Genomic DNA, 12,931 nt, shown 5'->3' with positions numbered 1-12,931 from the left:
CACGGGAGCCACCCGGGCGGCGACCTCCCGGCCTTTTCGCCGGGGACTTCGAGGTTCGCGGTTCCTTCATGGCGGTGCCGGGAGAGGCGATCTTCCGGGTACGGCGTGTCCGTGCCGGGTGGGAGGCGGTGTCCGTTGGGAGAGTGGGCTCGTCCCGGCGGGTCCGTGGCCTGGACGGGTTGCCTTCCCGCGGGTCCGACGCCGGAAGGAGGGACCGGTGAACCGGGGGAGGAGGGCCGATGCGGAAGGCGTTGCGGCGGGCCGCCGACGGGCTCTTCCCCGGCGGCGGCAACCGGCACGACACGCTGCCCGCCCTCGTGGTGCTGCTGACCGTCGTCACCGGCATCGTGGACGCGGTCAGCTACCTCGGGATGGACCAGGTCTTCGTCGCCAACATGACCGGGAACGCGGTCTTCCTGGGCTTCGCGCTGGCCGGTGACCGGCGGCTCTCGGCCTGGGAGTCCCTCCTGGCCCTCACCGTCTTCACCGCCGGGGCCTGGGCCGCCGGGCGGCTGGCCCGGCGGATCCCGTACGGCCGGCGGACGTTCGCCGTGGCCACCGGCGTCCACGCGGTCCTCGTCGCGGCGGCACTGGTGACGGCGCTGGTCGCGGGCCATCGGGACGCGGCGGCGCGGGCGGCGCTCATCGTGCTCCTCGGCGCCGGCATGGGGCTGCAGAACGCGGCGGTACGGGGGCTGGCGATCCCCGACCTGGCCACCGCCAACGTCATCACCAGCACCCTGACGGGCCTCGCCGCCGAGTCGCCCGGTCCGGCGGGCCGCCGCCGGCTGGCCTCGATCGCCGCGATGCTCCTCGGGGCGTTGTGCGGCGGCTTCCTCCACCTGCGCGTGGGGCCGGCCGCCGCGCTGGCGGCGGCCCTGGTCCCGCTGGCCGTGGCGACCGTCGCGGCCGCCGCGCGACCCGCCCGCGGCTGAGCGCCGTACCGGCCCGGTACCGCCGATCCACCGTGAGGGTGGAACTCCCGTGTCCGGTGCGCCTCAGCTCACGAAGTGATCGATGAGCAGCCAGGCGCCGACGCCGGCCATGGCAGCCCCCGACAGCCGGCTGACGTGGCGGGCCAGGGTGGGGCGGGCGTGCAGGACGGTACGGGTCAGGGTGCCCAGACAGAGGTAGAACAGGGCGCAGGTGACCATGAAGGCCAGGCCGAGGGCGCCGATCTGCCCGGCGACGGGCCAGGCGGCCCGCGGATCGGTGAACTGCGGGAGCAGGGCGAGGAAGATCAGCAGGCCCTTGGGGTTGAGGCCGCTGACGCCGATGCCGCGCAGGAAGGTCCCCCAGCCGGTGCCGTCCGGCCCGTCGGCCGGTGAGGCCGGTGAGGTCGGTGCGGCGGGGCGGGCGAAGGTCGTCACGCCGTGCCACACCAGGTAGAGACCGCCGACGAGGGTGAGTCCGGTCAGGACGGCCGGTGACCCGGCGACCAGCGTCCCGACCCCGGCCGCGACGACGAGCGTGATCACGGCATAGCCGGCGACCAGGCCGCCCACCGCCGGGTACACGGACCGGCCCCGGAGTCCGGCGCCGATGGTGAACGCCCAGTCCGCACCCGGGACGACGATGAGCAGGAACGCGACCGCCCAGAAAGCGAGCAGGGAACCGGCGGCCATTGATGCGTTCCTCTCGGCTGAACAGCGGATGCGGGAAGAATACGATGGATATGAACAAAAGTGTTTGCGTATATCTCTCCACGCGGCGGCATTCGTGGAAGGATTTCCCGGGTGGACGGAATCGACCGCAAAATTCTTGCCGTGCTCCAGGAGGACGGCCGCCTGACGATCACCGACCTCGCCGCACGGGTGGGGCTGAGCGTCTCGCCGTGTCACCGCCGGCTGCGGGAGCTGGAACGCAGCGGGACGATCCGCGGCTACCGCGCGGTCGTCGACGCGGGTGCCCTCGGCCTGGGGTTCCAGGCCCTCGTCTTCGTCACCATGCGCCAGGAGGACCGCGACACCCTCCTGGGCTTCGAGGACGCCGTCGCACGGATACCCGAGGTGGTGCAGGCGCAACGGCTGTTCGGCGACCCCGACTACCTGCTGCGCATCGTCACCGCCGACCTGACCGCGTACCAGGAACTGGAGGACGACGTCCTGTCCGCGCTCCCCGGCGTGCAGCGCCTGAATTCCACCCTCGTCATGAAACACGTGGTGAACGATCGGCCTTTTCCCATCTGATGGGGATTCGTTTCGTGTGAGCTGTTTCCCGCTCGTCCATTCCGTCCCTGCCCGGATCCACCCGGCGCGGGTTCCGGGCCTCCCGCGGGCGGGAACCGTACGGGGGCCGCACGCTCACCGGGCGGCGGGCATGCGGCGGGCCCCCGCGGGGAGGATGGGGGGATGAAGGTCGTGGTCCTGTCCGACACGCACGCGCCGCGGCGGTGGAAGTCGTGCCCGCCGCGGGTGGCCGGGCACCTGCGCGACGCCGACCTGATCCTGCACGCCGGGGACGTCTGCGTCCCCGCGGTGCTGGAGGAACTGGCCGGCTACGCGCCGGTGCGCGCGGTCAAGGGCAACAACGACGGGCCGGACGTGGTGGCGCCCGAGACCCTGGAACTCGACCTCGACGGACTGCGCGTGGCGATGATCCACGACAGCGGGGCGGCGAAGGGCCGCCTGGCCCGGATGCGCCGCCGGTTCCCCGGCGCCGGTCTGGTCGTCTTCGGCCACTCCCACATCCCGCTCGACGAGAGCGGCGGCGCGGACGTGGGCGGTCTGCGGATCTTCAACCCCGGCTCGCCGACCGACCGGCGCCGCCAGCCGTACGGGACCATCGGGCTGCTGCGGGTCGAGGACGGTGCGCTGGCCGAGGCGCGGATCGTCCCGGTCACCGGCTGAGAGCGGGCACCGGTCCGCACCCGGGTCCCGCCGTACGGGGCGGGGATCGACCGCCGTACGGGGCGTCAGTCGGGGTGGTGCTGGTGCTGCAGGTAGGCGGCGGTCTCGGGGCTGGCCGGGAAGTACGCCTCGATGGCCAGCTCGGCGACGGTGATGTCCAGCGGGGTGCCGAAGGTGGCCATCGTGCTGAAGAAGACGAGCTCGCGGTAGCCGCGGCGCAGCCGCAGGGGGACCACGATGTCACCGGGGCCGGGCCGTTCGATCTCCGGCTCGGGCTGGTCGCAGGGGTAGCCGTCGAGCTCCCGCCAGAGCGCGGCCAGGTCGGAGTCGGCGGTGAGGCTGATCTGGCGGCGCAGCCGGTGCAGCAGGTGGGCCCGCCACTCGCCGAGGTTGATGATCCGCTGGGCCATCCCCTTGGGGTGCAGGCTCAGCCGCAGCACGTTGACCGGCGGGTCGAGCAGCTCCGGCGCGACGCCGCGCAGCAGCACGCCGGTGGCGGCGTTGCGGTCCACGAGGTTCCACCGCTGGTCCACGACCACCGCCGGGTACGGCTCGTGGCCGTGCAGCACCTGGCCGAGCGCCTCCCGCACCGAGGTCATGTGCGGGGAGTTGAGCGGCGTCTCGGAGTAGACCGGCGCGAACCCCCCGGCCAGCAGGAGGTGGTTGCGCTCACGCAGCGGGAGGTCCAGCTCCTCGGCCAGCCGCAGGATCATGTCGCGGCTCGGATTGGACCGGCCGGTCTCCACGAAGCTCAGGTGCCGGGTGGAGATGTCGGCCTGCAGGGCGAGATCCATCTGACTCATCCGCCGGCGTTCCCGCCACTGGCGCAGCAGCTCGCCGACCGGCCGGGACGCGCTGGTGGTGGTCACGATCACACGATAGTCCCGGCCCCGTAGGCGAAACCATTACCACGAGCGTAATCGTGACCTTGAAGTCACCGCCACGCCCGGGGCCCGGACGGCTGTCGCGGAGATGCTTCCCGAGCGTCGTTCTCCTGGATCTCGGCCTGTTCGGAACCGATGGAGCCCGGGATGTCGCTCGTCCGTGACGAAGAGCTTTGACTATAATTATGTACATGGCAGTCCTTCCTCTGGCTGACGCTCGTGCGCGGCTGTCCGGCATCGTCGAGTCCGCTGTCAGCACCCATGAACGATTCGAGATCACCCGTAACGGCGTGCCCGCCGCCGTGCTGCTGGCCGCCGACGACTACGAGACGATGCGTGAGATGATCGACATCCTTTCCTCGGCGGAGACCGTGGAGGCCATCCGCGAAGGGCTGGCCGACCTGGAAGTGGGACGCACCCATTCCGGAGCCGAGGTGGAAGCGGAGCTGCGCCGGATCGGCCGTCTGTGAGCGGCCGGTACGAGCTTCGCCTCACTCGTCGCGCCAGACAGGACCTCGCTGAGCATCTGCCCGCGAAGGTCGTGCCCGCTGTTTGGGAGTTCATCACCGGGCCTCTGCTGGACAATCCCCGCCGTGTGGGTAAGCCGCTCGATGAACCGCTGGCCCCTCAATGGTCGGCTCGCCGAGGGGAATATCGGGTTCTGTACCTGATCGATGACGGCCGGGTCATCGTTCAGGTGGTCACCGTCCAGCATCGAGGAGACGCCTACCGGGCGCGTTAGGTCATCGGTCCGAGAAGGCTGGACGGGGTCAGGGGGACGCGGTGAGGACGATGGCGGCGAGGGTGAGGGGGGACAGGGCGCTGGAGAGGAGGATGGCGTCGCGCGGGAGGTCGGCGGCGCGGCCGGACTCGACGGCGTAGACGTAGGTGTTCTGCGCGGTGGGCAGTCCCGCGAACAGGACGGCCGCGAAGAGCGCGTGGCCGTCGAGGTGGAGGAGGAACCGCCCGGCGAGGAAGGCCGCGAGCGGCTGGGCGAGCAGCTTGAGCGCCACCACCGGAGACGTGTCCCGCCAGGCGACGGCCGAGCCGTTCAGCGACATGCCGAGCGAGAAGAGCGCCAGCGGCACGGCGGCTCCGCCGAGGACCTCCAGGGGTTTCGCCACGAGCTCGGGCGGGTGCAGGCCGAGGGCGGACACGCCCAGGCCGAGGAGCGAGGCCACCACGATGGGGGTGCGCAGCGGTGTGAGCAGGGACGGACGCTCCGCTCCGATGCAGAGGACGACCAGCGGCGCGATCAGCGTGACCTGGAAGACGATCACCGACACGACGAACGTCGCGTCGTGCAGGACGTACAGGCCGACCGGGATGCCGAGGTTGCCGGAGTTGACGTACGCCGACGACATCGCGGCGACCATCCGTTCGGGCGGCTTGCCGCGCCACAGCGCGAACGCGGCCAGGCCGACGACGAACGTGCTGACGGCGAAGGCCAGCAGCGGGCGCGGCTGGATCCGGTCCAACGGCGTACGGCTCAGCGTGCCGAACAGCACGGCCGGCATCGCGAGGTTGAACGCGAACCGGGTGAGCGTCCGCTGGAACTCCTCACCCGCCCACCCGGACCGGGCGGCCAGCCAGCCGAGGGCGCCGATGAGCCAGATGGGGGCGAACGCCGCGATCACCGCCTGCACCGCCCCACCGTAACGGTTCCCCGCCCGCACGCCTCGCCGGGGAGGACCTGTCCGCGAGGCCGGCGGACGCTCAGCTATCACGGCTCCGGTGAAGTGCCGCCCCTGCGGAGGGAAGCGGTAAGTGTGGGTGCGGGCCGTATGACCTCTATGAAGGGGTGGGCTGAAGAATTATCCGGCCATGCCTTTACAAGTCGTCGATGAGATGTCCAGTTCGCTGGACGACCCCTGTCCAGTACGCTAACTTCCGTGCGTGCTTCAGACCTACCAGGAGATCCGCGATCGGATCTACGAGCTCGCGCGCCGGCATTCTTTACGGCCCGATTGGGTCGATGCAGGGCGGACCATGCGATCCCTTCTCCTCTACAACTCGGAGCAGTACAACTCGGAGCAGACGGTGGTGGCCCGCTCCAGGGTCCCCTTGCGGCATATGGACCCCGACCTGCTCGCAGCCCTCGCCTATGACCTGGAGGGGGTGTTCGGAAAGGGATGGATGGATTGATGAACTCCACACCTCTGCAGCTCACCATGCGGGCCGTACGCAAGTCCGACTACTGGATCGCACTTCCGGTGGACGCCCCCATCAGGGGGGGCGTCTCCGGTGACACGCTGGCGGAACTGTACGAAGAGGTGGAAGCGGCCAAGCACTTCATCCTCGACGCTCCAGCCGAGGCCGAGATAGTCGTGACCTATCTGTACGAGGTGGACGGCGTTCCTCCCACGGTGCTCGAGACCTACCGAGAGCTTCGCGCTCAGCGCGATCAGGTGACCACCAGACTGGGAGAGAGCGCCAGAGAGGCTGTGGCCGCTCTCCGAGCGGCGGGCATCTCGGTCCGGGACAGCGCGGCCCTGCTCGAACTGTCGAAGTCCCGGGTCGATCAACTGAGCGCGTGAGAAATCGCATCGATCTCCTCGTGAGTGTGCATGGCCCGGCGGTGTGTCACGGGTGGGGGGGTGGCGTCCGGGGGCATTGCCCGGTATCGGAGGTGGTGAGATGATCGCCCCTTCCGACGGTCTCTCACCCCGGAGGTGGGCATGGTGCTCGGCGGATCGCAGGGGGAACTCGTCGCGGCGGTGAACGCGCTGACCGCGCGCTGGGCCGCCGCCTGTTCCGGGGAGTCGTCGACCGTGCTGGCGGGGGCGGGCGTCTGGCCGCTGCTGGCGTATCTCGCCTCGGCCGCCGACGGGCCGGGGCGCGGGGAGCTGGAGCGGGCCGTCGGGGTGGACGCCGGCGGCGCGGCCCGGGCGGCGGGGGAGGTCCTGGCGATCCTGGACCGCTCGCCGGCCGTCCGCGCGGCGCTCGGGCTGTGGACGGGGCACGGGCTGCGGCTGCGACCGTCGTGGACCGCCGCGCTGCCGGAGCACCTGCGCGGCGAGCTGACCGGCGTCCCGGAGGACGACCGGGCCGCGCTGGACGCCTGGGCCGCGGACCGGACCGGCGGGCTCGTCCGGGCCCTGCCCGTGTCCGTGACCGGGGACACGCGCCTGGTGCTGGCCGGCGCGCTCACCGTCCGCACCGCCTGGCGTCACCCGTTCCTCGACGAGGGGGCCGAGCCCTCCTCCGGTCCGTGGGCCGGCCGGACGATCGCGGTGCTGCGCCGTACCACCCGGGCGCCCGAGCCGGTCCGGGTCGCCGGCACCCCGGCCGGGCCGCTGACCGTGCTCCGGATCGAGGGGGACGGGGAGGCCGACGTGCACCTCCTCCTCGGCGAGGAGTCCCGTACGGCCGGCGAGGTCCTCGCGGCGGGGGTCGGCGTCCTGGCCGGGCGGCACGCGGCGGTGGACGGCGACGCCCTGGCGGACGGGGACGCGGGGCCGGGCGTCACCGTCTCCCGCGAACGCTCCCACGAGCCGGGCGACCTGCTGGCCGTCACGGTGCCGCGGTTCGCCGTCGCCTCCTCGCACGACCTGACGGCCCTGCCGGAGGTGTTCGGCCTGGGTACGGTGACCGGCGCCGGCCGCGGCCATTTCCCTGGCATCAGTGACGAACCGCTCGCCGTCGGGCAGGCCAGGCAGGACGCGGTCGCGACGTTCTCCGCCACCGGGTTCGAGGCGGCGGCCGTCACCGCCTTCGGCATGGTCACGGCCGCGGCGGTGACCCGGCCCGCCCACCGGGTGCGGAGGGTCGAGGTCGATCTCACCCGGCCCTTCGGGTTCCTCGCCGCGGACCGGGTGAGCGGCCTGGTGCTGGCGGCCGGCTGGGTGGCCGAGCCGGAGGCGTGGAACCCGTAGGGGCCGCGGGCGCCGCCGAGCCGGAACGCCGGCCCCCGGGTGCGCCGGGGCGCCCGGCCCCCGGGTGCGGGCACGGGCGCGGGCGCGGGCGCGTGGAGACCAGCGGGCGGCGCGAGGGTCAGCGGCGCCCGCGGACCTTGGTGGCCAGGCGGTTGAGGATGCGCTCCCACTCGGTGCCGAAGGGGTTCTCCTGGACGAGGTAGGTCCAGGTGGCGGTGGGCCGCTTCAGGCCCGCGCCGTCGAGGTCGAGGCCGTCCTCGGTGATCTCGGCGGCCTCGAATGCCTCGACCGAGCGGGACTCGATCTCGGCCAGCATCCGCTCGTAGGCCGGCTTGGCCTCCTTGTTGAACTCCTCGATCGGGCTCAGCCGGCCCAGCGCGCGCAGGTGGATGCCCTCGCGCAGGTCGCCGAGGTAGGCCAGGTGGTCGGCCCAGCAGCGGTCGAGGTGGAACAGGACGATCTGCCGGGCGGCCTCGTTGAGCACGTCCTCGCCGACGCGCTCCGACAGCTCCGTCCACCGCTCCGGGGCGGCCCCCGCGAGGGCGTCGCTCGCCGAACGGCCGCGCAGCACCTTCTCCCGCAGCCCCAGGACCATGGCGCGGTGCTGTTCGAGCAGCCGGGTGTAGCGCCAGGTGTTGCGGTGGATCTCCATGTCCACGCCCTCGGCGACGCGCTGGGCGTGGCCCACCAGGTCGCGGTCGGGCACGCCCCTGGCGTACTCGTCGGCCACGTAGTGGGTGATCAGGTCGTCCTCGCCGCTGACGAGGAAGACCGACCCGCCCGGGTCGCCCTGGCGGCCGGCGCGCCCGCGGAGCTGGTCGTCCAGGCGGCTGCTGGCGTGCCGGCCGGAGCCGATGACGTAGAGGCCGCCGAGCTCCTCCACGCCCTCGCCGAGGCGGATGTCGGTGCCGCGCCCGGCCATCTGGGTGGAGACGGTGATCGCGCCGCGCTCCCCGGCGCGGGCGATGATCGCGGCCTCCTCGGCGTCGTTCTTGGCGTTGAGGACCACGCAGTCCAGGCCGCGGCCGGCGAGGTTGCCGGCCAGCCGCTCGGACTCGGCGACGTCGAGTGTGCCGACGAGGATCGGCCGCCCGGTGGCGTGCACCTCGGCGATCTCGTCGACCAGGGCGTGGTCCCGCTCCATCGCGTACTCGAACAACCGGTCCGGTTCGTCGGTCCGCACACACGGGCGGTTGGGCGGGACGGCGGCCACCTTGAGGTCGTAGAACTCCCGGAGCTGGTCGCCGACCGCGACGGCGGTGCCGGTCATGCCGCACCGCTGCGGGTAACGGGTGATCAGCCCCTGGACGGTGATGGAGTCGAGGACCTCGCCGGTCTCGGAGGGGGCGAGCGCCTCCTTGGCCTCGACCGCGGCCTGCAGGCCGTCCGGCCAGCGCTGGAGCATCGCCACCCGGCCCCGGGAGGGGTTGATCAGGTGGACCCGGCCGTCGCGGACGATGTAGTCGACGTCCCTGGTCAGCAGCGCGTGGGCGTGCAGGGCGAGGTTGACCTCGGTGAGCGTGGCGGGGGTGTCGTACAGGTCGACGCCGAGGGCCTCCTCGACGGTGTCGATGCCCTTGGACGTCAGGTGGACGTTGCGCTCGGAGTCGTCGATCTCGTAGTGGTAGCCCTTGACGAGCCGGCGGACCAGCGCCGCCGTCTCCGGCGCGGCGTCGCCGGGGTCGGCGGCCCCGGCCAGCACCAGCGGCACCCGGGCCTCGTCCACCAGCACCGAGTCGGCCTCGTCGACCAGCGCCACGTCCGGCTCGGGCACGACCAGGTCGGCCACGTCGGTGACGATCCGGTCGCGCAGCACGTCGAAGCCGATCTCGCTCACCGAGCCGTAGGTGACGTCCGCGGCGTAGGCGGCGCGGCGCTCGTCCGGGGTGGCGGACTCCGAGATCCAGCCGACCGACACGCCCACCGCCTCGTACAGCGGGCCCATCCACTCGGCGTCGCGCCGGGCGAGGTAGTCGTTGACGGAGATCACGTGGACGTGCTTGCCCTGCAGGGCGTACCCCGCGGCGGCCATCGCCCCGGACAGGGTCTTGCCCTCGCCGGTGGCCATCTCCGCGACGTTGCCGGACAGCATGGCGAGGGTGCCGACGAGCTGCACGTCGTACGGCCGCAGCCCGAGCGTACGGCGCGCCGCCTCGCGCATGATCGCGCAGAACCCGGCCAGGTCGTCGGTGGAGGGCCTGGGCAGCTCGTCCGTCGCCCGCAGCTCGTCCTCGCGTTCCCCGGCCGCCGCGACGACCCGCTGGAAGGGGGCGAGGTCGATCGAGCCGGGGCGCTCCAGGAATCGTCTGATGCGTGCGGTTATCGAGGCCACGTTCCCTCCAACGCCCGCTTCCGGGGCCATGGTTCCGCTGTCGCCTCACCGTACCCAGGGGATGGATCACCTGTCGCGGAGGAACGCTCCAAATAGGCCATTAAGCCACTTCTTCGTGATTTGTAGTGAGGCTCGATGCGGCCGCTCGCCGTGCCGCCGTGCCGGAGAACGGCGACCACCGCGCGCCGCGCCGGGGAGGGACGACCGGACGGGGTCCGGCGGGCCGGGGGAGGGGCGGTCGCGGGGACCGCCCCTCTCGCCGGAGCGGGAGCCGGCTACCTCGGGGGCACCCTGCAGAAGCGGGCGTAGCCGTCGTCGTAGCCGTCCAGCCAGCCCCTGTCGTAGTCGCTCATCCGGGTCATCCCGAAGGGCGTCGCCGCCGACCTGAGCGCGTTCGCGCGGGCCGACGCGCAGTCCTGGCCGGCGGCGCGGTAGCCGTCCCGGTAGCCCCGCCAGTACTCGTCGCTGTTGGGTGCGACCGCGGACCGCGTCGCGCCCTGCGACGCGCTCGCGGTGTCCGCGGGGGCCGGCGCGGCCGAGACCGGCGAGACCGAGACCGCCCCGATGGCGAGCGAGGCGAGGAGCGTCGCGCCGAGCGCCGTCAGTTCTCTCTTGCCGTACATGGGTTCCTCCCCGTGATCGAGCCGCGGGCGAAGGTCGCCCGGCGGCCGTATTCGGCGACCACGCTAAGAAGGCGAACGTCCGGAGCGATGGACCGAATCACCCGCTTTCCGGTTCTTGAAGCAGCTTTAGCGAAGCCGGTTTCCCGGCTCCCCGCTCCGGTGGAGGGCCGTGGGCCGACGGTGGACACGGAATGCCGTGGACCCGCGGCGAATATGGACATCCGCCTCTTTCAGGGACAGGCTTGGCCCGTGAACTTCTCTGACTACCAGTACGAGATCTACCTGAACGGGCTGGCCGGGCAGCTCCCGCCGTACTCGACCGACGTCGGCAGGCTCGAACAGGCCGTCAGGGAGAAGCTCGACCCCGGCCCCTACTGGTACGTCGCCGGTTCGGCCGGCACCGGGGCGACCGACCGGGCCAACCGCGAGGCGTTCGGCCGGTGGCGCGTCGTGCCGCGGATGCTGCGCGACGCCTCGGTCAGGGACCTGCGCACCGAGCTGTTCGGCAGGACCTACCCCGCCCCCGTCGCGCTCGCCCCGGTGGGCGTGCAGTCGATCGTCCACCCGGACGGAGAGCTCGCGACCGCCAGGGCGGCGGCGTCCCTCGGCGTCCCCACGGTCCTGAGCACCGCCTCCTCCCACACGCTGGAGGAGGTCGCCGAGGCCGCCGGCCCCGAGGGCCCGCGGTGGTTCCAGCTCTACTGGCCGCACGACGACGAGGTCACGCTCAGCCTGCTCGACCGGGCGGCCCGCGGCGGCTACGACACCCTGGTCGTCACCCTGGACACCTGGACCCTGGCCTGGCGGCCCAATGACCTCGACCAGGCGTACCTGCCGTTCCTGCGCGGCACCGGCCTGGCGATCCCGCTGTCGGACCCGGCCTTCCGCTCCCGGCTGGCGCGCCCGGTGGAGGAGGACCTGAACGCGGCGATCATGCAGTGGGCGCCGATGTTCAACGGCCGCTCCCACACCTGGGACCAGCTGCCGCTGCTGCGCGACAACTGGGACGGGCCGATCGTCCTGAAGGGCATCCAGCACGCCGACGACGCCCTGCGCGCCGCCGACGCCGGGATGGACGGGATCGTCGTCTCCAACCATGGCGGCCGGCAGATCGACGGCGCCGTGGCGGCGCTGGACACCCTCCCCGGCATCGCCGACGCCGTGGGCGACCGGCTCACCGTGCTGTTCGACTCCGGAGTCCGCACCGGGGCCGACGTCTTCAAGGCCCTGGCCCTCGGGGCGCGCGCCGTGCTGCTGGGCAGGCCGTACGTCTGGGGGCTGGCCGCCGGCGGCGAGGACGGCGTGCGCCACGTGGTGCGGAGCCTGCTCGCCGAACTCGACCTCACGCTCGGCCTCGCGGGACACCGCACGCCCGCCGACCTCGACCCGTCGGTCCTGGCGGCCCGATGATCTCCCCCCGCCCCGTTCCCGCCCATCCCGACGCGCCCGCCCTGGAGGCACGATGAGTCTGTCCGACCTCAAGCCGGTCCCCACCGACCAGCTCACCTTCCGGCTGCCGCAGAAGTTCGAGAACGTGGCCGACGAGCGCCGCCACCGCCAGGAGCGCCTGGTGGCGGCGCTGCGGCTGTTCGGCCGGTTCGGCTTCGAGGAGGGCGTCGCCGGGCACATCACCGCCCGCGACCCCGAGCACCCCGACCACTTCTGGGTGAACCCGTTCGGCATGTCGTTCAAGCGGATCAAGGTCAGCGACCTGATCCTCGTCAACCACGAGGGCCAGGTCGTCGAGGGCCGCTATCACGTCAACCAGGCGGCGTTCGCGATCCACGCGATGATCCACCAGGCCCGGCCGGACGCGGTCGCCGCCGCCCACAGCCACTCGGTGTACGGCAAGGCCCTGTCGTCGCTCGGCACGCTGCTGGAGCCGCTGACCCAGGACGCCTGCGCCTTCTACGAGGACATCAGCCTGTTCGACGACTACACCGGCGTGGTCCTGGAGGCCGAGGAGGGCCGCCGGATCGCGGCGGCGCTGGGCTCCAACAAGGCGGTCATCCTGCGCAACCACGGTCTGCTGACGGTGGGGGACACCGTGGACGCCGCCGCCTGGTGGTTCATCACCCTGGAGCGCTCGTGCCAGGCGCAGCTGCTGGCCAAGGCCGCCGGGCCGACCGTCCCGATCGAGCACGAGAACGCCAAGCTCACCCACGGGCAGATCGGCAACGACCTGGTCGGCTGGATCAACTTCCAGCCCCTCTACGACCAGATCAGCGCGGCCGAGCCGGAGATGTTCGGCTGACACCGGCCGGAGGCGGCCCCGCGCGGTCCCGGTGCGTGGTTTCGATGTGCGGTCGGGGTGTGCGGTCGGGGTGTGCGGTCGGGGTGTGCGGTCGGGGTGTGCGGTCGGGGTGTG

At 72.4% G+C, this 12,931-nt stretch carries 15 protein-coding genes; 10 read left to right on the top strand and 5 right to left on the bottom strand.

Annotated elements, in window-relative coordinates; all coding sequences use genetic code 11:
• The first annotated feature begins 239 nt into the window (after positions 1-239).
• A complete protein-coding gene (locus AB0D67_RS10670; protein WP_362932225.1) occupies positions 240-935 on the top strand; it encodes a YoaK family protein in 696 nt (231 codons plus the stop codon).
• Between the two features lie 63 nt (positions 936-998).
• Here the strand turns inward: AB0D67_RS10670 and AB0D67_RS10665 are convergent, their stop codons facing one another.
• Complete coding sequence (locus tag AB0D67_RS10665; RefSeq protein ID WP_362932223.1) at positions 999-1,625, bottom strand: LysE family translocator; 627 nt, start codon at positions 1,623-1,625, stop codon at positions 999-1,001.
• Positions 1,626-1,736: 111 nt separating this feature from the next.
• On the opposite strand from AB0D67_RS10665, the gene AB0D67_RS10660 reads away from it, so the two are divergent.
• Positions 1,737-2,189, top strand: coding sequence for an Lrp/AsnC family transcriptional regulator (locus AB0D67_RS10660; RefSeq protein WP_362932221.1), 453 nt, complete (start codon positions 1,737-1,739; stop codon positions 2,187-2,189).
• A 162-nt stretch (positions 2,190-2,351) separates the two neighbouring features.
• Positions 2,352-2,849: a metallophosphoesterase family protein gene (locus tag AB0D67_RS10655; RefSeq protein ID WP_362932219.1), complete on the top strand. Its 498-nt coding sequence runs from the start codon at positions 2,352-2,354 to the stop codon at positions 2,847-2,849.
• 65 nt (positions 2,850-2,914) lie between these two features.
• Here AB0D67_RS10655 and AB0D67_RS10650 read toward each other — a convergent pair whose 3' ends face one another.
• Positions 2,915-3,718, bottom strand: coding sequence for a helix-turn-helix transcriptional regulator (locus AB0D67_RS10650; protein ID WP_362932217.1), 804 nt, complete (start codon positions 3,716-3,718; stop codon positions 2,915-2,917).
• Positions 3,719-3,924: 206 nt separating this feature from the next.
• Between AB0D67_RS10650 and AB0D67_RS10645 the strand changes: the two genes are divergently transcribed.
• Positions 3,925-4,203: a type II toxin-antitoxin system Phd/YefM family antitoxin gene (locus tag AB0D67_RS10645; RefSeq protein WP_362932215.1), complete on the top strand. Its 279-nt coding sequence runs from the start codon at positions 3,925-3,927 to the stop codon at positions 4,201-4,203.
• Positions 4,200-4,475, top strand: a complete 276-nt coding sequence (locus AB0D67_RS10640) for a type II toxin-antitoxin system RelE/ParE family toxin (RefSeq protein ID WP_362932213.1) — start codon at positions 4,200-4,202, stop codon at positions 4,473-4,475. The genes AB0D67_RS10645 and AB0D67_RS10640 overlap by 4 nt, the downstream gene beginning before the upstream one ends.
• 28 nt (positions 4,476-4,503) lie before the next feature.
• Here AB0D67_RS10640 and AB0D67_RS10635 read toward each other — a convergent pair whose 3' ends face one another.
• On the bottom strand, positions 4,504-5,379 hold the full coding sequence (locus AB0D67_RS10635) for an AEC family transporter (RefSeq protein ID WP_362932211.1): 876 nt from the start codon (positions 5,377-5,379) through the stop codon (positions 4,504-4,506).
• A gap of 343 nt (positions 5,380-5,722) precedes the next feature.
• On the opposite strand from AB0D67_RS10635, the gene AB0D67_RS10630 reads away from it, so the two are divergent.
• From AB0D67_RS10630 to AB0D67_RS10620, 3 genes are all read left to right on the top strand, one after another.
• Positions 5,723-5,878, top strand: a complete 156-nt coding sequence (locus AB0D67_RS10630; protein WP_362932209.1) for a hypothetical protein — start codon at positions 5,723-5,725, stop codon at positions 5,876-5,878.
• A complete protein-coding gene (locus AB0D67_RS10625) occupies positions 5,878-6,270 on the top strand; it encodes a hypothetical protein (protein WP_362932207.1) in 393 nt (130 codons plus the stop codon). The genes AB0D67_RS10630 and AB0D67_RS10625 overlap by 1 nt, the downstream gene beginning before the upstream one ends.
• 141 nt (positions 6,271-6,411) lie before the next feature.
• The gene (locus AB0D67_RS10620) at positions 6,412-7,608 is read left to right on the top strand and encodes a serpin family protein (RefSeq protein WP_362932205.1); all 1,197 of its coding nucleotides are present in this window, start codon (positions 6,412-6,414) and stop codon (positions 7,606-7,608) included.
• A 118-nt stretch (positions 7,609-7,726) separates the two neighbouring features.
• Here AB0D67_RS10620 and secA2 read toward each other — a convergent pair whose 3' ends face one another.
• Positions 7,727-9,970, bottom strand: coding sequence for an accessory Sec system translocase SecA2 (secA2, locus tag AB0D67_RS10615; protein ID WP_362932203.1), 2,244 nt, complete (start codon positions 9,968-9,970; stop codon positions 7,727-7,729).
• Between the two features lie 245 nt (positions 9,971-10,215).
• Positions 10,216-10,563, bottom strand: a complete 348-nt coding sequence (locus AB0D67_RS10610; protein ID WP_362932201.1) for a hypothetical protein — start codon at positions 10,561-10,563, stop codon at positions 10,216-10,218.
• A 249-nt stretch (positions 10,564-10,812) separates the two neighbouring features.
• Between AB0D67_RS10610 and AB0D67_RS10605 the strand changes: the two genes are divergently transcribed.
• Positions 10,813-11,973: a lactate 2-monooxygenase gene (locus AB0D67_RS10605; protein WP_362932199.1), complete on the top strand. Its 1,161-nt coding sequence runs from the start codon at positions 10,813-10,815 to the stop codon at positions 11,971-11,973.
• Between the two features lie 52 nt (positions 11,974-12,025).
• Entirely contained in the window at positions 12,026-12,817 is a 792-nt protein-coding gene (locus AB0D67_RS10600; RefSeq protein ID WP_362932197.1) for a class II aldolase/adducin family protein, read from the top strand.
• Positions 12,818-12,931 lie beyond the last annotated feature (114 nt).

The organism is Streptosporangium sp. NPDC048047 (assembly GCF_040653115.1).
Classification (GTDB): Bacteria; Actinomycetota; Actinomycetes; order Streptosporangiales; family Streptosporangiaceae; genus Streptosporangium.
This window is presented reverse-complemented; position numbering and strand designations above follow the sequence as displayed.

Excerpts from the sequence above, each read along its gene's own strand:
- AB0D67_RS10625 (WP_362932207.1), top strand. The coding sequence starts at position 5,878 with ATGAACTCCACACCTCTGCAGCTCACCATGCGGGCCGTACGCAAGTCC.
- AB0D67_RS10610 (WP_362932201.1), bottom strand. The coding sequence starts at position 10,563 with ATGTACGGCAAGAGAGAACTGACGGCGCTCGGCGCGACGCTCCTCGCC.
- AB0D67_RS10600 (WP_362932197.1), top strand. The coding sequence starts at position 12,026 with ATGAGTCTGTCCGACCTCAAGCCGGTCCCCACCGACCAGCTCACCTTC.
- AB0D67_RS10665 (WP_362932223.1), bottom strand. The coding sequence starts at position 1,625 with ATGGCCGCCGGTTCCCTGCTCGCTTTCTGGGCGGTCGCGTTCCTGCTC.
- AB0D67_RS10620 (WP_362932205.1), top strand. The coding sequence starts at position 6,412 with ATGGTGCTCGGCGGATCGCAGGGGGAACTCGTCGCGGCGGTGAACGCG.
- AB0D67_RS10670 (WP_362932225.1), top strand. The coding sequence starts at position 240 with ATGCGGAAGGCGTTGCGGCGGGCCGCCGACGGGCTCTTCCCCGGCGGC.
- secA2 (WP_362932203.1), bottom strand. The coding sequence starts at position 9,970 with ATGGCCCCGGAAGCGGGCGTTGGAGGGAACGTGGCCTCGATAACCGCA.
- AB0D67_RS10645 (WP_362932215.1), top strand. The coding sequence starts at position 3,925 with ATGGCAGTCCTTCCTCTGGCTGACGCTCGTGCGCGGCTGTCCGGCATC.
- AB0D67_RS10630 (WP_362932209.1), top strand. The coding sequence starts at position 5,723 with ATGCGATCCCTTCTCCTCTACAACTCGGAGCAGTACAACTCGGAGCAG.
- AB0D67_RS10655 (WP_362932219.1), top strand. The coding sequence starts at position 2,352 with ATGAAGGTCGTGGTCCTGTCCGACACGCACGCGCCGCGGCGGTGGAAG.